This window comes from Azospirillum himalayense, from assembly GCF_042657465.1.
Lineage (GTDB): Bacteria > Pseudomonadota > Alphaproteobacteria > Azospirillales > Azospirillaceae > Azospirillum > Azospirillum himalayense.
Window position 1 is genome coordinate 972 of the sequence record NZ_JBHSLC010000062.1, and the last position, 19,026, is coordinate 19,997.

General features: G+C 70.6%; 10 protein-coding genes. 5 read left to right on the forward strand and 5 right to left on the reverse strand.

Annotated elements, in window-relative coordinates; genetic code table 11:
* The 3 genes from ACFPMG_RS23505 to ACFPMG_RS23515 all read right to left on the reverse strand — a co-directional run.
* Positions 1 to 681: tetratricopeptide repeat protein (locus tag ACFPMG_RS23505; protein WP_376997644.1), on the reverse strand; the 681-nt coding region annotated here is incomplete at its 3' end.
* A gap of 35 nt (positions 682 to 716) precedes the next feature.
* The gene (locus ACFPMG_RS23510; RefSeq protein ID WP_376997645.1) at positions 717 to 3,527 is read right to left on the reverse strand and encodes a glycosyltransferase; all 2,811 of its coding nucleotides are present in this window, start codon (positions 3,525 to 3,527) and stop codon (positions 717 to 719) included.
* A gap of 2 nt (positions 3,528 to 3,529) precedes the next feature.
* Positions 3,530 to 4,747, reverse strand: coding sequence for a glycosyltransferase family 4 protein (locus tag ACFPMG_RS23515; protein WP_376997646.1), 1,218 nt, complete (start codon positions 4,745 to 4,747; stop codon positions 3,530 to 3,532).
* Positions 4,748 to 4,872: 125 nt separating this feature from the next.
* Between ACFPMG_RS23515 and ACFPMG_RS23520 the strand changes: the two genes are divergently transcribed.
* Positions 4,873 to 8,682 carry a tetratricopeptide repeat protein gene (locus ACFPMG_RS23520; protein ID WP_376997647.1) on the forward strand — a complete coding sequence of 1,270 codons (3,810 nt, stop codon included), beginning with the start codon at positions 4,873 to 4,875 and terminating at the stop codon, positions 8,680 to 8,682.
* Here ACFPMG_RS23520 and ACFPMG_RS23525 read toward each other — a convergent pair.
* Positions 8,663 to 10,600: an O-linked N-acetylglucosamine transferase, SPINDLY family protein gene (locus ACFPMG_RS23525; protein WP_376997648.1), complete on the reverse strand. Its 1,938-nt coding sequence runs from the start codon at positions 10,598 to 10,600 to the stop codon at positions 8,663 to 8,665. The two genes, ACFPMG_RS23520 and ACFPMG_RS23525, sit on opposite strands and share 20 nt — an antisense overlap.
* A 117-nt stretch (positions 10,601 to 10,717) precedes the next feature.
* Here ACFPMG_RS23525 and ACFPMG_RS23530 point away from each other — a divergent pair, with 117 nt between their 5' ends.
* Genes ACFPMG_RS23530 through ACFPMG_RS23540 form a run of 3 tightly spaced genes read left to right on the forward strand, consistent with a single transcriptional unit; the run spans position 10,718 to position 16,004 of the window.
* Positions 10,718 to 12,217 (forward strand): tetratricopeptide repeat protein, encoded by a 1,500-nt coding sequence (locus ACFPMG_RS23530; RefSeq protein ID WP_376997650.1) that lies wholly within the window; start codon positions 10,718 to 10,720, stop codon positions 12,215 to 12,217.
* A gap of 8 nt (positions 12,218 to 12,225) precedes the next feature.
* Positions 12,226 to 14,040, forward strand: a complete 1,815-nt coding sequence (locus tag ACFPMG_RS23535) for a tetratricopeptide repeat protein (protein WP_376997651.1) — start codon at positions 12,226 to 12,228, stop codon at positions 14,038 to 14,040.
* Complete coding sequence (locus ACFPMG_RS23540; RefSeq protein ID WP_376997653.1) at positions 14,037 to 16,004, forward strand: O-linked N-acetylglucosamine transferase, SPINDLY family protein; 1,968 nt, start codon at positions 14,037 to 14,039, stop codon at positions 16,002 to 16,004. The genes ACFPMG_RS23535 and ACFPMG_RS23540 overlap by 4 nt, the downstream gene beginning before the upstream one ends.
* Here ACFPMG_RS23540 and ACFPMG_RS23545 read toward each other — a convergent pair.
* The gene (locus ACFPMG_RS23545) at positions 15,887 to 16,267 is read right to left on the reverse strand and encodes a hypothetical protein (RefSeq protein WP_376997654.1); all 381 of its coding nucleotides are present in this window, start codon (positions 16,265 to 16,267) and stop codon (positions 15,887 to 15,889) included. The two genes, ACFPMG_RS23540 and ACFPMG_RS23545, sit on opposite strands and share 118 nt — an antisense overlap.
* Positions 16,268 to 17,306: 1,039 nt before the next feature.
* Between ACFPMG_RS23545 and ACFPMG_RS23550 the strand changes: the two genes are divergently transcribed.
* A partial coding sequence (locus ACFPMG_RS23550) for a beta strand repeat-containing protein (RefSeq protein ID WP_376997655.1) occupies positions 17,307 to 19,026 on the forward strand: 1,720 nt, incomplete at its 3' end.

Below are 19,026 nucleotides of genomic sequence, written 5' to 3' on the forward strand. Positions count from 1 at the left end.
TGTAACGCCCAGGTTGTTGAGGACGCCGGGATCGCCCGGCGCGAAGCCGAGCGCGCAACGGTAGTAGCGGATCGCCTCCCCGGTCCGGCCGAGACGGCGGCAGGCCATGCCCAGGTTGGCGTATGCGGCGACCGACGACGGCGCCATGCCGAGGAGCACCATCAACTCCTCGATCGCCTCCTCGGCCCGGCCGTCCAGGATGAGCGCCTGCGCGAGCAGCAGCCGCTGCTCGGTCAGCTGCGGCTTGAGGCGAAGCAGCCGGTGCAGAGCGGTCGCGGCTTCGGCGTGCCGGCCCTGGTCCGACAGCACGTTCGCGACGTTGTTGAGCGCGTCGCCGGAGCCGGCGTCCAGCGCCAGGGCGCGCCGGCAGGATGCCAGTGCCTCGTCGCGCCGGCCGAGCCGCCGCAGCGCGCTGGCAAGGTTGGAGAAGCAGGCCGCGTTGTCGGGGGCTGAGCGGATGGCCTGGGTCATCCACGCCACGGCCTCCGCCGGCTTGCCGCCCTGAAGCGCCAGCGCGCCCAGCAGATGCAGGGCATCGGGGTGACGGGGGTGGTCGGCGAGAACCCGCCGGTACGCCCCTTCCGCTTCAGCCAGCCGGCCGGCGCCGTGGTGGGCAAGGCCCGCCGCGACGAGCGCCGCGGGGCTGGGCCGATCGGGGGCGGCTTTGGAGGGGAGGGCCATGCGTCCGTGCCTTGTCCGTGCTTTCGAAACGTCGATCAGATCAGGACCGGGGCTGCCCAGGGATCGTAGGGCACCAGGGCCTGGCGCGTCGGCTCCGGCCGATGGAAACCCGCGGCGTTGCGGTTCAGCATGGTCGCGACGAAGGAAAAGGAGCTGTTGGAGATGGCGACCCGATCGGCGTGGCAGAGGACATGGAAATCGGCGAAGAACTCCGCGCCGGCGATCGGCTCGGCGAGATCGCGGGCGGTGACGGGGCGGTAGGCGGCGAAGGCCCGCACCTGGGCGGGGTCGTCGGTGGCGATGTACAGGAGCGGACGGTCGAGCGTCGGCCACACGCTCTCCAGCCAGCGCAGGTACCAGGACACCGGGGCGATCCAGAACCGCCCCCAACCGAAATCCCCGCGCCGCAGGTGCAGCGCCACGACCGTGTGGCCGGCGTCGTGCAGACGGCCGAGCAGCGCGTCCGCGTGGGGCCGGAGGTGGCGGCCCGGCGTGAACAGCGCGCGGAATTCCTCCTTGAACGGCGCCAGGGGCGAGGTGTCGCCGCAGAAATAGCCGGACACGTCATGATCGGCCAGCTCTGGGGCGCGCCCGCCGAGGAGGGAGGCGGTCAGGGCGGCTTCCCCGTCCGCTTCTGCCACGCGCGGCAGCGCCGGACCGGGCAGGGGATCGTCGTGGTCGTACAGGTGGCGGCCGAGCCAGGGAGGAACCTCCAGGGTGAGACCGTGCCGGGCGGCGTAGAGTCGCAATGCGCCGTACTGGAGAAGCTGGTTGCCGAACCGCCCGTTGCGCCCGAGGGACGTCGCGGCGAGGCGGCGGCCCGGCCCTCCCGCCGGGGCGGGAACCGGTGGTGCTCCCCATCGGCGCGTCAGCAGGGACACCGCGCGGCGCGTGAAGGCATCGCCGAAGCCGGGGTTGCAGTGGATCGCCCGCTCCCAGGCCACCAGTGCCTCGTCGAGGCGGCCAAGCGATTCCAGGGCTCCGGCCAGCGCCGCATGGCCGCTGTACAGCTCGGGGCTGAGCCGCAGCGCCCGGCGGGCGTGCTCCGCCGCGACCGCTCCATGGCCGAGGCTCAGGGCGGCGTCCGCGCAGTCCGCGTTGAGGTCGGGTCGCATCGGGTCCAGCCGGAGCGCCCGCCCCAGGTCCCGCCACCCCTGTTCGGCCTGCCCCAGCCGCCGGTTCGCGCGGCCCAGCAGCCACTGGGCGTTGGTGAGGCTTGGCTGGAGCACCAGGGCCCGGCGCAGCCGGGGAGCGGCCTGGGCATGGGCGTCGGCGTCGAACAGCATGGAGCCGAGATTGCACCACGCGGCGGCCGCGGCGGGATGAAGACCCACCACCGCCCGGAAGGCGGTCAGGGCAAGCCGGTCGCGCTTGAGCCGGTGCGCGAGCAATCCCAACTCGAACCAGGCTTCGGTGCGGCCGGGGTCCTCGGCGGCCGCGCGGGTCAGCGCGACGATGGCGCGGTCGAGTTGCCCGGCCTGGATGGCGTCCTTCCCTACCGCGACGAAGTCGATGGCGCGCGGGGTGTCCCGCTTTTCCGAAGGGGCAGCGGCCAGGGCCGGAGGCGGACCCTCCGTTCCCCCCTGTGCCGTGAAGAACGGCGGCCCGTTCCAGCCGCCGTCGCGCAGAAGAGCGAACCGCTTGGCGTTCAGCGCGTGGATGCGGCGGTGGGTCAGGATTTCGATCGCCACGAAGCGGGAATCGGGCGCCTCCGCCGGCCTGGCGGCGCCGGTCATCGCCAAGCGCTGCCGCGCCAGGGCGTTGTCCGCCCGCATCGTATAGTGGACTGTCTTCTCTGCGATCCTGATTCCGCCGAACATGCTGTGGAGCGCCCGGCCGTAGGCCACGTCGTCGGCCACGGCCGGGTGGAACGGCGCCTCCTCCGGGAAGCCGCCGATCATATCGTGGCAGACGCGCCGTACGCAGAGATTGCACGGGTAGCTGAGCTCCGACGCCTCGCGCCACTCAGGCGTGACCTCATGGTCGATGGTGTCGAAGTGCATCCCGGTGCGGACGAATCCGGCATCGAGGTTGAGGTCCAGCGCTGTTGCCGTCAGTACGAGGTGCCGCTCGAAAAAGTAATCGTCGGCGTCCAGAAACCAGATGTACCGGCCAAGCCCCGCAGCGGCGCCGATGTTGCGCGACCGGCCCGCCCCCCGGTTGTGGTTGTTCGCGATCAGCGCCACGCTCTGCTCCGGATGATCCCGCGCCCAGCGCAGGACCCGCGACGCCGTTTCGTCGGGGGATGCATCGTCGACGACGCACACATGGACCTGCGTCCGTGGGTCCCGCACCGTCTCGCGGTAGAAGCGGGCCGCCGCGGCGACGCTGTCGAGCGCCCGCTCGATGGTGTCCTCCATCCGGTGCGCGGGGATCACCACGGTGCCGAGAACGTCGGTATCGGCCTTGTGGCGCGCGATCCCCCGCAAGGCCATGCCCAACCCGCAATCCTCGAAACCCGCCGCCGCGTGCAGCCGTTCGGCCTCCGCGTCGCGGCCCTGGACCAGCCGCACGATGCCCAGGGCGCGGGCGAGGTCGCCTTGTGGCGGCACGATGCGCGCCAGCGGTTCCAGCAACGCCGCCGCGTCGTCGGCCGCCCCCTCCTGGACGCGCCTCAAGGCCCGGCTGGCGGCGAGGCTCAGGGGCTCGCCGATCTGCCGGCGGAGCGCCTCATGATCACCGTGCAGCCGGGCGGCCCGGACGAAAAGCCCGATCGCCCGCAGGCCATCACCCGTCGCGCGGGCGGCGTGCGCGGCGTGCTGCCACGCGACCGCATCCGCCGGATCGGTTGCGAGCGCCCGCCGGTATGGTGGGGCGCCGCCGGGGTCCTTATTATCCCGCGACATCCCTAGGCCACCGCCGTCACGAAGGTTCCAGCAAAGGCGCTCCAGGTCCGCTCACCGCGCAGGAAGGCCCGCGCCCTGTCGGCGCGGGAGCGGGCAGCGGCGCGGTCGGTGTAGAGGGTTTCGAGGTGGGCGACGGTCTCCTCGACGGACGATTCCCCCCAACCGCGGCGCCGGCCACCTCGACCTGATTCGGGGTCGGTCACCGGGTCCTGGTGGCGCAGCGGCAGGCAGGCGCCGTCCCGGATCAGGTCGAGGTGGCCGGTGTTGGCTGACAGGATGACCGGCACGCCGCAGGCCATCGCTTCCATGGCGACGAGGTTGGTCGCCCCTTCGCAGCGGTTTGGAAAGATGGCGGCGTGGCATTCCGCCAGAATGGCGGGGATCTGGCTGCGTCCGAGAAAGCCCATGTCGACGAAGCCCTCCGGCGGCACGCCGCAGGCCATCGCCCACTCCACGATGCGCAGCTTGCCGTTATCCCCCACGGCGGGGGCGGCCGGCACCAGGGGGGATTCCGCGATGTCGGCGGAGGTGTGCGGCCAGGGGTTATGCCAGGCGGTGACCAGCAGCGCGTCGGGATGGCGCTCATGGAACCGGCGGAAGGCGGCCAGCACGATGTCCTGCCCCTTGCGGAACTCCACCTTCCCACCCGAGAAGACGACGAAGCGGTCGCCGAAACGCCGGGCCGGGGGGACCGGCGCCAGCTCGTCCGGGTCCACGCCCTGGAAGGCGCAGGCGACGTCGGTGATGCCCTGTTCGGCCAGCAGGGCCCTGTTGTACTCCGAATGGACTACGAGCTTGTCGTAGCTCCGCGCGCGTTGGAGCGTGTCCTGGTCGAACAGGGTGTCCTCGAAGGCGATGACCCCGACGTTGCGGCTGCCGCGGAACCGGGCGGAGAGCGGACCCGCGACGAAGCCGTTGCCGAGCGCGTGCAGGACGGTGCAGTCGTTGAGGCCGAGCATCCGGTTGCCCGACCGCTCAGCGATGGCGGTGATCTGCTGGTGGCTGTCCATCAGGACTTCCAGCTTTTCCCGGTTCTCCGGCCGCATGGTGGACAGAAGCGGTTTTTCCAGCAGGAGTGGCGGCCGTCCCCGATCGATCAGATGCAACGTCGTGTGGACGCCGACCAGACCCCAGCCGTGAACCTCCGAAAGCTGCCACGTCAGCGCCAGATTCTGTTCCACGCACGGCTTGCCGACGCCCACCGCTGCCAACTCCGTCACGCGCCGCACATCCTTTCATGCCATGGCCTTCATGCTCATGGCCCTGGATGGTAGGATAGCAGAACGCGGACGCTGATACACAGCGTGAGCCGCCGTCCAGTGCGAGCCAGCCAGCGCGAGCCAGCATGACCGTCAAGATCGCCTTTCTCGACCCGGCGGGTGGGGACTACACGCCGGACACGCCACGCCTGCACCCTCTCGGCGGTTCGCAATCGGCCCTGTGCTACCTCGCGGAGGCTTTGGCCGCCGCCGGCCCGGAGGTCACGCTGGTCAACGGCACCCGGACACCCGGCGTGGTGCGCGGGGTGCGCTGCCTTCCTGCCGCCGCGATGCCCTGGGAGGGCATGCGTGCCTTCGACGTCGTGGTGCTGCTCAACGGCTGCCCGACGGATGCGCTGACCCGCCTGCGCGCGACCCTCGACGGCGGCCGGAAGTTGATCCTGTGGATGCAGCACGCCGTCGACCAACCCGCCGCGCAGTGCCTCGCGGAGCCGCAGGCGCGCGCCTGCTGGGATGGCTACGCCTTCGTGAGCCGCTGGCAGATGGACGGCTACCTCAAAGCGTTCGGCCTCGACCGCCGACTCTGCCGGGTCCTGCGCAACGGCATCGCACCGGCCTTTTCCAGCCTGTTCCCGGCGGGGGCGGACATCGTGGCGGCGAAGCCCTGGCCACCGGTTCTGGCCTACACCAGCACACCCTTCCGCGGCCTCGAGGTGCTGCTCGACAGCGTTCCCCGCCTTCGGGCGGCGATTCCCGGAACCACCGTCCGGGTGTTCTCCAGCCTGGAAGGCTATCAGGTCCCCGCGAGCCAGGACCCCTACGGTGCCCTCTACCAGCGCTGCCGCGACACCGTGGGCGTGGACTATGTGGGGGCGGTCTCCCAAGGGGATCTGGCGGAGGCGTTGCGCGACGCGACGTGCCTCGCCTACCCGAACCGCTTCGCCGAGACGTCCTGCATCGCCGTCATGGAGGCGCTGGCCGCCGGGTGCCTGGTCGTGTCCAGCGCGCTGGGGGCATTGCCGGAGACCACGGCCGGCTTCGCCCGGCTGATCCCGGCCCCGGAGGATCCGGCGGAGCACGCCGCCCGCTTCGCCGACGCTGCCAGCACCGCCCTCGTCCAGTGGCGCGACGATCGGGCGACCACCGGCCGCCGACTTCGCGAGCAGGTGGACCACGTCACCGCCGGGATGAGCTGGGCCGGGCTGGCCGGGGATTGGCTGGCGTGGCTCGCCGAACTGAAGGCGGACCTGATGAGCGGCACCGCACCGGGCAAGGCGTCGGCGGCCGTCACCGCCAATCTGGCCGAAGCGCAGCAGCGCCTGATGGGCGCGCTGGGCACCCACCTGAACGCCCGTCCACCGGCCGACGGGGAACACACTTGGCGGGCGGAGGCGCGGGCGCTGATCGCTCTGATCGAGCAGTCGTTGCGGCTCGACCACAACACGGAGGAAAACCGGTCGGCCGTCTGGACGACGCTGCGCGGGTTCGACGCCTGGTTCACCTATGTCACGACGCTGACGGACACGCCGCCGCCCGCGGCCCCGCCACCCGGCGGGCGTCGACTCTACGACTGCTTCCAGTTCTGCAACGAGCTGGACCTCCTGGAGGTGCGGCTGGCCGAGCTGCATGCGGTGGTCGACCGCTTCGTCCTGGTCGAAGCGACCTTCACCCACGCCGGCGATCCCAAGCCCCTCCACTACGCGGAAAACCGCGGGCGCTTCGCGGCCTATGCCGACAAGATCATTCACGTCGTCGTCGCCGATGATCCCGGCGGCTTCGCGTGGCAGCGCGAGGCCCACCAGCGCGACGCGATCATCCGCGGGCTCGACGGCTGCGGCCCGACGGACATGATCGTCATCTCGGACGCCGATGAAATCCTCCGGCCCTGGGTGATGGAGCGGCTGCGCCGGGAACCGAACGACGGCCTCTCCCTGTTTGCCCCCCACCTCGACATCTTCCTCTATTTCCTCGACCTCAAATCGCCGGACCCCTGGGTGTCGGTGGCCGCCGCCCCGTGGGAGCTGATCCGCCGGATCGGCGCCAACCGCGCCCGCTACCTGGCCAAGCTGGGGCACGGGCGGGTCGTCCCGGACGCCGGCTGGCACTTCACCTGGATGGGCGGAATCGAGCGCTTCCGCGCCAAGCTGCAAGCCTTTGCGCATCGCGAGATGATCGCGGCGTTCGATCGCGACCCGGCGGCGAACCGGGAACGGCTGGACCGCTTCTACGCCACCGGACGCTTCGACGCCGGTGCCGTTCCCGGCATGTGGACGTCGCTTGCGCCCGTCCCCATCGACGCCGGCTTCCCCCGGCTGATCCGCGAGCGGATCGACCATTTCCGCACTCTCGGCTGGATGTCTCCGGACGCCCGGCCGCCAATCCCGGAGGAAGCGGTTGAGGACTCCGGGTCGGACCGCCGTCTTGCGGTGGTCCTCGACCCCGCGTCCATCGACGCGTTCCATGCGCTGGCGATGGATCGGATCGGCGACAACGCGCAGGAGGAGGCGATCGGACCGCTGCGCCGCTGTGTCGTCCTCGACCCAATCGGCACCTTCCACCGCTTTCATCTCGCCCACGCGCTGCTGATGCGCCAACGCCACGGTGAAGCGGAGAGCGTGCTGCGGGACCTGATCCGCCTCGCGCCCGACGACCATCGCGTCCGGGCCAACCTGGGCATCGCACTCAAGAATCTGGGCCGCCACGACGAGGCGGTCGGCGCCGGCCGCCGGGCGCTGGCGCTGGCGCCTGCCGAGCCCGGCGTGCTCAGCAACCTGGGTCTCGCGCTCTCCCTTCAGATCGGACGGGACGAGGAGGCGGCCCGCATCCTGAACCGGGCGGTGGCGATCGACCCGGACTTCACGTCGGCCCGGCTGAACCTCGGTCTGGTGCTCGGCAAACTGCGGCGGATCGAGGAGGCGGAGGCCCAGTGCCGGCGCGTCCTCGAGCGCGATCCCGGCCACGCCGAGGCACACACCTTGCTGGGCACCTGCCTGCTGCTCAGGGGCGAACTGGAGGCGGGGTTCCGGGAATACGAGTGGCGCACCCGTCTGGCCGACCGTCAGGTCACGCCGCGCGGCCTGCCGACACCGGTCTGGGACGGCGGGAACCCGGACGGCCTCACGCTCCTGCTGCATGACGAGCAAGGGCTCGGCGACGGCATCCAGTTCGTCCGCTACGCGCCATTGTTGTGCCGCCAGGGTGCCCGCGTGATCGTCGAGTGCCACGACCTGCTCGTCCGCCTGTTCACCACGCTCCCCGGCGTGGACGGGGTCGTCGGACGGTCCGATCAGCCGCCGCCGCACGACTCCCATGCCGCGTTGCTGAGCCTGCCGCACCGGCTCGGCACCACGCTGGCAACCGTCCCGGCCGAGGTCCCCTACCTGCACGCCGAACCGGAACGGGTCGAATTCTGGCGGGCGCGGTTGGGTCCGCATCCGCCGGCCGTGGGGCCAGCGGCGCGGTTGCGGGTGGGGCTGGTGTGGGCCGGCAATTCCGAGTTCAAGGACGACCGCCGGCGCTCGCCGGGCCTGGACGTCCTGCGGCCGCTGCTCGATGTTCCGGGTGTCGCGTTCTTCGGCCTGCAGAAAGGACCGGGCCGCCAGGATCTGGAGGCAGGCGCACCGCTGCCGCCGTCTTTCACGGACCTCGGTGCGGAGATCGCGGACTTCGCCGACACCGCGGCGATCATGGCCAACCTCGACCTCGTCATCAGTTCCTGCACGGCGCCGGCCCATCTGGCGGGGGCGCTCGGACGCCCGGTCTGGACGCTGCTGCCGGACAGCGCCGACTGGCGCTGGTTGGACCGTGGCGACACCACCCCCTGGTACCCGACCATGCGCCTGTTTCGGCAGGCGGTGCCGGGCGACTGGGCGTCCGTCGCCGCCGCCGTGCGGGCGGCGCTGGAACAGGTGGCGGCTACAGGGGCGGCACTGTGAAGGACTCGGGCAGCAGGCCGGCGGCGTGCCGGTCCCACATCGTCCGGTAGGCATGTTCCAGGTGGCGGGTGAAGCGGGGGCTGTCGAACAGCGGGGCCGTCGCCCGCGCGGCGGCAAGGCGGCGGCGGAAGCCGGCGAGCGTCGCCGGATCGCCGGCCAGCCGCACCGCCAGCGCCTCATACTCGTCGGCCGTGGTGGTGACCGTCTCGGGCAGGCTGGCGGCGTTCAGCAGGCTGGCGGCGACGCGGGACGCGAAGGTTTCGCCCATCCGGGTCACCACCGGCACGCCCATCCACAAGGCATCCGAAACGGTGGTGTGGCCCGTGTAGGGAAAGCTGTCGAGAAACAGGTCGGCCAAGCGGTAGCGGGCGAGGTGCTCGGCCTGCGGCTTGTGGGGGGCGAAGATCAGACGGCCGGGATCGACCCCGCGCCGCGCCGCCTCGCGCCGCAGGTTGCCGGCGCCTTCCCGGCCGGCCTGCTGCAACCACAGCACGCTCCCCGGCACCCGCGCCAGCACGCTCATCCACACCCCGAACATGGACGGGGTGATTTTGAACGGTGCGTTGAACGCGCAAAAGACGAAGCCGTCCGAAGGCAGGCCGCAGGCGGCGCGGTCCGGCACGGGCGCGTCCAGCGGCCGGCGCCGGTCGTTGGCCTGATAGGAGTCGGGCATGATCACCAATTGCTCCCGGTAAAGGGGCTGATGGTCCGGCGGCGTGACGAAGCGGTCGCCGATGACATAGTCCATGGCATCGCCGCCCATCGTCCCGGGATAGCCGAGATAGGCGACCTGAACCGGCGCCAGCCGGCGCGCCAGAAGGTCGAAGCGGACGTGCCGCGTGTAGCCCTTCAGATCCACCAGGATGTGGACGCCCTCGGCCGCGAGCATCGCCCGCACCTCGTCCGGATCGGCGCCGCGGATGTCGCGGAAGGCGTCGAAGGCGGCCTCCAGCCGGCGGCGCGTCGGGCTGCCGTCGTCGGGGCCGTAGGAACAGGCGACGACGCGGAAGCGGTCGCGATCGTGCAGTTCAAACAACTCGGCCGCCAGATAGGCGGTGGCGTGCTCGTGGAAGTCGGCGGAGAGGTAGGCGACGGTGAGCCGGCCATCAGCACCGGGGGGGTGCGCCGCTGGAACGGCTGCCGCGGCTTGCAGAAGCGCCGCCGGTTGCACCACCGCGCGGTGGAAGTGGCGGGCGGCGCGGTCCTGCTGCGCCACGCTGGTGTCGATCATCAGGGTGAGCAGCGGCAGGGCAACCCCCCGGCCGCTGTCGATGACCGCCAGGACCTGCCGGCACAGATCATCGTAATCGCTCCAGTCGCACTGTGACAGGGCGGCGAACAGCCGGTCGCCGAGGGATTCGGTGCGGCCGGGAGCGAGCCGGTATGCCCGCCCGTAGGCGGCCGCCGCCGCGCCCAGGTCGCCCCCGTCGCGCAGCGCGTGGCCGGACTCGCGCCATGCCTCGGCGTCGTCTGGCGCCTGCGCGACCGCCCGGCGAAGAACGGCGCGTGCCGCCGCGGTCCGGCCCAACTCGCGGAGCATCGCGCCCAGAGTGGTGACCTGCCCGGCATCGATCTGGCCGGGGGCCGGTGAGGAGGCCAGCCGGAGCGCCCGCGCCTGAAGCGCCGCCGCTTCGGAAAGGCGGGCCCGGCGCCGCAGCAGCAGCGCCATGTTGAAGCAGGCGTCGGCCAATTCCGGCTTCAGGGCGATGGTGACGGCGAAGCGGCGGTGCGAGTCCTCGACCCGACCCAGCGCGAAGGCGGCGACGCCCAGAAGGAACGAGGCGCCGTGGTGGTCGGGCCTGACGGCCAGGATCGCGCGGCACACCGCGCCGCAATCGGCGTGCCGGCCGTTCTGATGCAGCGTCAAGGCGTAGCCCAGCGCCTCGGCGGGGGACGCGAAGTGCCGGGCGAGGGTCATCCGTGGAGGCGTGCGGCGCGTGAATTCATCGGGAAAATGGTTACCATCGGTCGCGGCATTTCCAAGCTCATTTTTGGGGCCCCATTTCCAGATTGGCCAAGTGGATGGAGAGGGTGGGTGATCGAAAGGACGTTCGACGGAACCGGCGAGGCGTTCGGCCGATGCTTTGGCGCCGGACTGCGTCATGTCGAAGCCGAATCGCTGGAGGACGCGGCGCTCTCCTTCCGAACGGCGGTGGCGATCCGGCCGGACCATCCGGTGGCTTGGTTCGTCCTGGGGTTGGTCCTGCGCAGCCTCGGCCGCCTGGACGGCGCGGCGGTGGCGCTGCGGGCCGCCTTCCGCCTGCAGCCGGACGACGCCGACACGCTGTTCCAGTGGGCGGCGCTGCTGATCGAGCGCCGTCTGGCCGGGGAGGCGGTGGCGCCGCTTCTCCGGCTCGTGGCGTTGCGGCCCGGTTACCCGGACGCGGCCTTCAGCCTCGGCAACGCGCTGATGGCCGTGGACGAGCCCGAACGGGCCGAAACCGCCTACCGGCTGGCCGTGCTGCTGGAGCCGGGTGCGGCGGCGGCCAACAACAACCTGGGCGCGGCGATCCTGTCCCTGTGCCGGCCGGAGGAGGCGGCCGTGAGCTACCGGCGCGCCGTCCGGCTTGACCCGGCCTCCGCCGAGCATCACAAGAACCTCGGCGTCAGCCTGCTCACCGCCGGGAACTTCGCGGAGGGCGCGCCCGAATACGAATGGCGCAGCCGGCAAGCCGTCTGGCAATGGAACCGGGACTGCCCCGGCACGCCGCTGTGGGACGGCGGCCCTCTGGACGGAAAGACCATCCTGGTCCATTTCGAGCAGGGGTTCGGCGATACCGTGCAGTTCATCCGCTACATGGCCGTGCTCAAGGCCATGGGCGCCCGCACGGTCTTCGAATGCCAGCCGCCGCTCAAGCGCCTCCTCGCCAGTGTTCCGGGCATCGACGCGCTGGTGGCGCGCGGCGAGCCGGTTCCCGAGGCTGATTGCCACCTGCCCCTGATGAGCCTTCCGCACCGCTGCCGCACGACGGTTGCGACGATTCCCGGCGGCGTTCCGTACCTGCGGGCCGATCCGCACCGTGCGGCCTTCTGGCGGCAGCGGATCGCCGATGCGGGGGAACGGGACGCGTTCCGGGTGGGCATCCAGTGGCGCGCCGCGGGGGCCGACCGCTCGATTCCGCTGGATCGCTTCGCGCGCTTGTCGCACCTTTCCGGGGTGCGGCTGTACAGCCTGCAAAAGGCCGACGGACCCGGCTGGTGGGAGAGGCCTGATGAGGGACTGGGAATCGTCTCGCTGCCGGGCAGGGACGGGAAAGGCGAGGATGAAGGGTTTGTCGATACGGCCGCGATCATCGAGGGCTTGGACCTGATCGTCGCCTGCGATTCCGTGGTCGCCCACATCGCGGGCGCCATGGGGCGTCCGGTGTTCCTGGCCTTGCCGTGGTTGGGGGACTGGCGTTGGATGCGCCTTCCCGACCGCACGCCCTGGTACCCGGCGACCCGGCTGTTCCGCATGACGCGCCGGAACGACTGGGACGGGGTGATGGCCCGGATTGCCGCCCAGATCGCCCGGCGCCCCGCGGGGGTGTCATGACGGCTGCCATGACGGACAGGATCGAAGCGGCGTCCCGGCTTTACGGCGCCGGGCGGCTGACGGAGGCCATCGACGCCTGCCGGGCCGTGCTGGCGGCGGAGCCGGGGCGGCCCGACGCGCTCAACCTGCTCGGCGCCGCGCTGTTCTCGTCCGGCCAGGACGGCGCAGCCAGGGACGCCCTGTGCGACGCTGTCCGCATCGATCCGCTCCACGCCGTCGCGCTGACCAACCTCGGCATCGTCCTGCACCAGCGCCGGGAATGGCCGGCCGCCGCGGGCACCCTTCGCAGACTGGCGGCGTTGCAGCCGGAGTCCGCGACCGTCCACAGCCGGTTGGGCACGGTGATGCAGGAAACCGGGGACCTGGACGGGGCTGTCCGGTTCCTGCGGCGCGCCGCCCGCCTCGACCCCGGCCCGAGCGTGCAATGGTACAATCTCGGTCTGGTCCGGGTGCTCGCCGGCGACGTCGTGGCCGCGGGCCAGAGCCTGCGCCGGGCGATCGGCTGCGCACCAGAGGGCGCCCTCCCTTACGTCCAGCTTGGCGAGACGTTGCTGCGGCTCGGGCGGGTGGATGAGGCCGCCGGGGTGTTCCGCCGCGCGCTCCGGCTCGACCCGACCATCCCTGAGGCGGCCAACGGCCTGGCACGCTGCGGGCGGTACCGGGCCGCCGCTGCGGCGGCGCACGCCTCCGGATCGGGGCCGGGACCGCAAAAGGGACTGCACAAGGGACTGGTGGTCCGCGGCGCCTTGGAAAGCGCCACGGGTTATGGCTATTTCTGCCAGCGCTTCATCCGGACGCTGCGCAAGCGGGCCGTGCCGCTCCAGGCGATCGGGATCATCGGTCCCGAATCCTGGAGGGACGAGGATCTCGACCCGCCGGTTCCCGCCAGGGCCGTGGTGAATTTCCTCATCCCCCTGGCGGTCGAGCGGGTGCCCGGCTTGGCCACGGTGACCTTCTCGATGTTCGAGGGAACCCGGATCCCGCCGGCATGGCGGCGCCAGTGCGAGCACAGCGACCTCGTCATCGTGCCCACGGAATCGTCCCGCACGGCCTGGGCGGCGCAGGGCTATCCGGAGGATCGTCTGCGGGTCTGCCCCTTGGGCGTCGATCCGGAGGAATCCGACGGCGGCCCCGCGCCGACCCTGGTCGATCCGCGCGGGCAGCGGGTCTCCAGCTATCGGCACCGCTTCCTCAACGTCTCGGACTTCATTCCCCGCAAGAACATCGACGGGCTGTTGCGGGTCTGGCTGCGGAGCACGGCGCGCACCGACGACGCGGTGCTCATCCTGAAGCTGGGCAAGGGAAACAGCCCCACCTTCGCCGCGGAACTCGGCGAGCTGGTCCGCCGGACGGAGGCCGCCATCGGGAAACGGATGGCCGACGCGGCGCCGGTCGTGCTGATCAATCAACTCTTGTCGGACGCCGACATGGCGGGGCTGATACGGGCGGCAACCCATTACTGGAGCATGTCGCACGGGGAGGGCTGGGACCTTCCCCTCTCCAAGGCCGGGGCGATGGGGCTGGGCCTGATCGCGCCGCGCCATTCGGCCTATATGGATTATCTCGACGACCGGGTGGCCCGGCTGATCCCGTCCGCCGTCCGCCCCGCGCGCCTGCCCTACAGCGATCAGCCCTACGCGCCGTTCCACGGGCTCGACTGGTGGGACCCGGACGAGGACGCCGCGGCGGACATCCTGACCGCCATCATCCGCGGCGGCGACGCCGGCCTCCCATCGGCCCGCGACCATCTGGTGCACGGCTTCACCTGGGCGAGTGCGGCGGACCGCTTGCTCACCATCCTCGACGACGCGGGTCTGCGGTGACGGGGGACCCGGCCGGAACGGCGGCGGTGCGGAGCTTCGCCGCCGCCTTGGACCATCATCGGGCCGGCCGGTTCGACGCCGCCGAAGCGGGCTACCGGGCGATTCTTCGCGACGATCCCGGACACCCGCACGCCAACAACAACCTGGCCATCCTGCTCCGCGCCGCCGGGCGGTGGGACGAAGCCGTCGTCTGTTACCGCCGGGCCGTCGCGGCGCTTCCGGATGACGCGCCGATCCGCAGCAACCTCTCCTGCGCGCTGGCCGACCTTGACCGGCCCGCGGATGCGCTGGAGGCGGTGCGGGTGGCGCTGTCCCTGTCCCCGGACTACGCCGACGCCTGGTTCAACGCCGGCAACCTCCTGAAGACCGCGCGAGAGCCCGGCCGGGCGATCACCGCCTACCGCCGGGCGGTGCGGCTGAAGCCCGGCATGGGCGGAGCCCACAGCAACATGGGCGACGCCTACCGCGACCTCGGGGAATCGAGCCGCGCCGTGGACTGCTACCGGGCGGCCATGCAGGCGCAACCCGACCTGCCGCAACCCGTCGTCAACCTGGGCGAGACGCTGAAGGAGCAAGGGCGGATCACCGAGGCCATCGCGGTCTTCCAAGGCGGGATGGAGCGTCACCCCGATCTGGCCCTGCTGCATTCCAACCTGCTGCTCGCCCTGCATTACACGCCCTGGGTGCCGCCCGAGGTCATCGCCCGTGCCCACGCGCACTGGAACGAGCGGCACGCCCGGCCGCTGATGCCGCAGGATCAGCGTTTCACCAACGACCGCACCCCCGGCCGCCGGCTGCGGGTGGGCTACGTCTCGCCCGATTTCCGCGCCCACGCCTGCGCCCATTTCATCGAACCCCTTCTGCGCGAGCATGACCGCGGGGCTATCGAGGTTTTCTGCTACGCCGCCTCGGACCATCACGATGCGGTGACCGACCGCATGCAGTGTCTGGCAGACGGGTGGCGGTCGCTGGATGGCCTGGACGACGCGGCCGCCACCGCGCTGGTCGGGCGCGACCGCATCGACATCCTGGTCGATCTGGCCGGCCACACGGCGCGCAGCCGCCCGCTGCTGTTCGCCCGCAAGCCGGCCCCGGTCCAGGTCGCCTGGCTGGGCTATCCCGACACCACCGGCATGACGGCGATCGACTTCCGCCTGACCGACGCGGTCGCCGACCCGCCGGGCCTGACCGACGCCTGGCACGCCGAGCGGCTGGTCCGCCTGCCCAAGGGATTTCTCGCCTACCAGCCCTTGCGCGTTGCCGCCGCGCGCGAGGAACCGCCGGCGCTGGCCAACGGCTTCGTGACCTTCGGGTCCTTCAACAACGCCGCCAAGGTGACGCCGGAGGTGGTGCGGGTCTGGTCGGCCATCCTGACGCGCGTGCCCTCCGCCCGCCTGACCCTCAAGAGCCGCGCCTTCAACGATCCGCCGACGCGTGCGCGCTATCTCCAGCGGTTCGCCGGCCACGGCGTGGACCCCGGCCGTGTCGACCTGCTTCCCCCAATGGACGGCGTCGACGCCCATCTGCGGGCCTACGGCCGGATCGACATCGGTCTTGACCCGTTCCCCTACAACGGGACCACCACCACCTGCGAAGCGCTGTGGATGGGGGTGCCGGTGATCACGCTGGCCGGCGGTCACCACGTCGCGCGCGCGGGCGCCAGCCTGCTGTCCCAATGCGGCCTGGCCGAGTTCATCGCAACGGACGAGGACGGATACGTCGAGGCGGCGGTCGCCCTGGCCGGCGACACGGAGCGCCTCGTCGCATTGCGCGGCGGCATGAGGGAGCGGATGGAAGGCTCGGCGCTCAACGACCACCGGGGCTTTGCGGCAGCGGTCGAGGCAGCTTACCGCGACATGTGGCGGTCCTGGCTCGCGCGTGGGTCCAGATCGGGACCGAGCGGGGTCACCAGGGAGCCGGCGACGCCGCTGTCGGCGAGTTCGGACTCGGGCGGCCCCTTCTGAAGGCTGTAGAGCCGGACGCCGGGAACCTCGGCGAAGCGCAGGAACCGGGCGAGGCTGGTGGCGCGCCGGCCGTTGTCGGCGAAGGTCACCCGGCCCGACCAGACGATCCCGACGCGCAGGGTGCCCGGCTCCGGCGCGCCGAGCCGATGGGCGGCCTTCTCGCGGGAGGCTTCCGGAACGGTCAGGGTCACCGGTTGCAGGACGGCATCGACGCCCAGACTCGACAACACCCGGCGCAGTTCCGGATGGCAGTCGTACAGCACCCGGCCACCCCCGCGCCTTGACCAGCGGCACGTAGCGCGCCGCCAGGCCCGAGTCGCCGAATCCCTGTTCGGCGAACAGGAACAGGTCGCGCGCGTCCAGCGGACCACTGTTCCAGGCCCGTTCCGACGGCGGCCGGTCATGGTAGGAGTCAAGCCCGCGCCGGGCTTCGTAATCCCCGAAGCCGTGCACGTAGTCGCCGATCTGAAGCCGGGCGAGAGCCCGCTCCCACCGCAGCTCGGCCCACCGCAGCTCGGGAGTGGCGGTACCGCCCGCCGACGCCCGCTCGATCATCGCGAGCGTGTTCCTGAAGCGCCCCGCCTTGCGCAGGGCCACGGCGTCGTTGAAGAGAAAGGCCGGGGTGTCCGGTTCGAGCCGGAGCGCCTCCCCATGCGCGTCCCCCTGGTTCGCTGTGGCCGAACCGCAGGACCACGCTGCGATCATAGACTCGTTCAATCCCACGGCTGTCAACCACTCGCCCCTGAGGGCGATGCCGTGACCGCACACCGCTGTGGTTGCGCAGTCCGCCAAGCGGTGCGTCATCGCCCGGCACCCCACCGATCGCGCAGGTCGCACGGATGGGCCGGGCCTTCCGGTCCGGACCACAAGGCAGCGATCGCGTGATGCGACCGCGCAAGCAAGGGAAACCCACGCGCACAGAGGCGATCTTCGGATGTTTTCGTTGCTTTTTATTATTAATTGTTTTTATGCGCTCATTGTCATGGAGTGTATTAACTGGATTCGGATATTTACCAAATGAAGTGCGATTAGGCGAAGTCTCCAGTAAATATTAAGTCGCGCCTTTCCACAGCTCAACCTCGCGATGATGGGGTTTTCGCGACGCCGATGGGGCACATCGATTTCCTGAGTCAGCGCGGATGCTGGTTCAGCGACTCGGGGGATTGGGGCAAGTAAGCGTATATAAGTTATTAACTTTGCCCCCTCACTATTGAGAGGTAGCGGCCAATCGTACAAGGGCCGCCACGCTCCTGCTGCCAGGGCCGCAGAGCCTAAAAAAGACGCTGACGGAAGAGGGATGAGATGGCTGCTGGCGGAACACTGACGCTCACGGCTGGCGCGGACTACGTGTTCTCCTCGACGGAGGTCTGGTCGGGGATCGTTGGCAACGGCAGCACCCAAGGCGTCCGGCTCAACACCCAAGGGCAGACCCTGACCGTCTCCAACCTTGATCGCCTCATCGGCGGCACATCGGCCCAGAGGAAGGATGTCGTGACGCTGGCCGGCACTGGCGGCAACACGATCACGGTCCAGGCCCTCGAAACGCTGATCGGCGGTTCCGGCAACGACCGGGTTCTGTTGACGACCACCGGCACCACCATGGTGGTGGAATCGCTCGAAACGATCATCGGCGCGACCACCGGCACCGCCCTCATCACTTTGGCCGGCACCACCGGCAACACCATGTCGGTGGCGTATCTGAAATCGCTCGTCGGCAGCACCGGCAAGGACGTCATCAGGCTCAACGCCGCAGGCTCCACGGGCACCACCATGGCGGTGTCCCTGATGGAGACGCTGATCGGGACCAACGGTCTGGACATGATCGCCACCATCGGGGGTGGCACCAACACGATGTTCTTGCAGGGCATCGAGCTTGTCCTCGGAAACGGGTCCGCGGCCGCCGGCAACGATACGGTCATTCTGGCCAACGGCGGCAACACGATCGGCATCGCCTTCCTGGAAACCCTGATCGGCGGCAGCGGCAACGATATCGCGACGCTGGCCTTCAGGTCCGGTACGGCCAATCTGCAGACCGGCGGCGGCACCGTCGCCATCTCATCGATCGAAACGATCGTCGGCGGAGCCGCGGTCAACGGCAACGGCGGCCGTAGCGCCGCCATCCTCCTCGACATCGGCAACACCATCACGGTGGCAAGCCTCAGCACCCTGATCGGCGGCGGCGGCAAGGATGTCGTCAACATCACGCTCCGGGACGGGACCCCGATCGTCGGCGACCAGGCCATCCCCTGGAGCACCACCGGCAGCACGATGCTGGTGTCGCTGGTCGAGACGATCATCGGCAGTTCCGGCGACGACCTGATCGTCGCGCTCAACAACGACGGCATGACCCTCGCGGTTTCGGCGATCGAGTCCGTGGTCGGCAAGGCGGGCAACGACGTCGTCGTCCTCGGCACCGGCGGCAACACCATCCAGGTGGAGGCGCTGGAAACGCTGATCGGCGGTTCCGGCAACGACGTGGTGACGGTCAGAACCAGCCGGGGCGCCACGATGACGGTGTCGGCCGTCGAAACCATCGTCGGCAATGCGGGTACCGACGTCATCTATCTCGGTGCCGGTGGCAGCACGGTCCAGGTCGAGGGGCTGGAAACCGTGATCGGCGGCACCGGCAACGATGTGGTGACCATTACCGACACCGCCGGCACCGTCTTCGTGTCCGGTGTCGAGACCATCTACACCCCCTACCAGACGCTGACGCTCAGCGGTACGGACACCTACGTCTCCCTGCCGCCGGCTCCCACCGACACGACGCCGCCGTCGATCACGACGGTGTCGATCCCGGACGCCGTGATGAAGATCGGCGACGTGGTGACGGCGACGATCACCGTGGCGTCGGACAGCGACGCCTACACGCTGGGCGCCGGCAGCACCATCGGCGGCTTCACGTTGGGCAACCTGACGAAAGTCGACGCGACGACCTACACCGCGACCTTCACGGTGACGAGCGGCGGCACCGACGTCGCGGCGGGCTCGGACGTGCCGGTCAGCATCGTGCTGACCGACA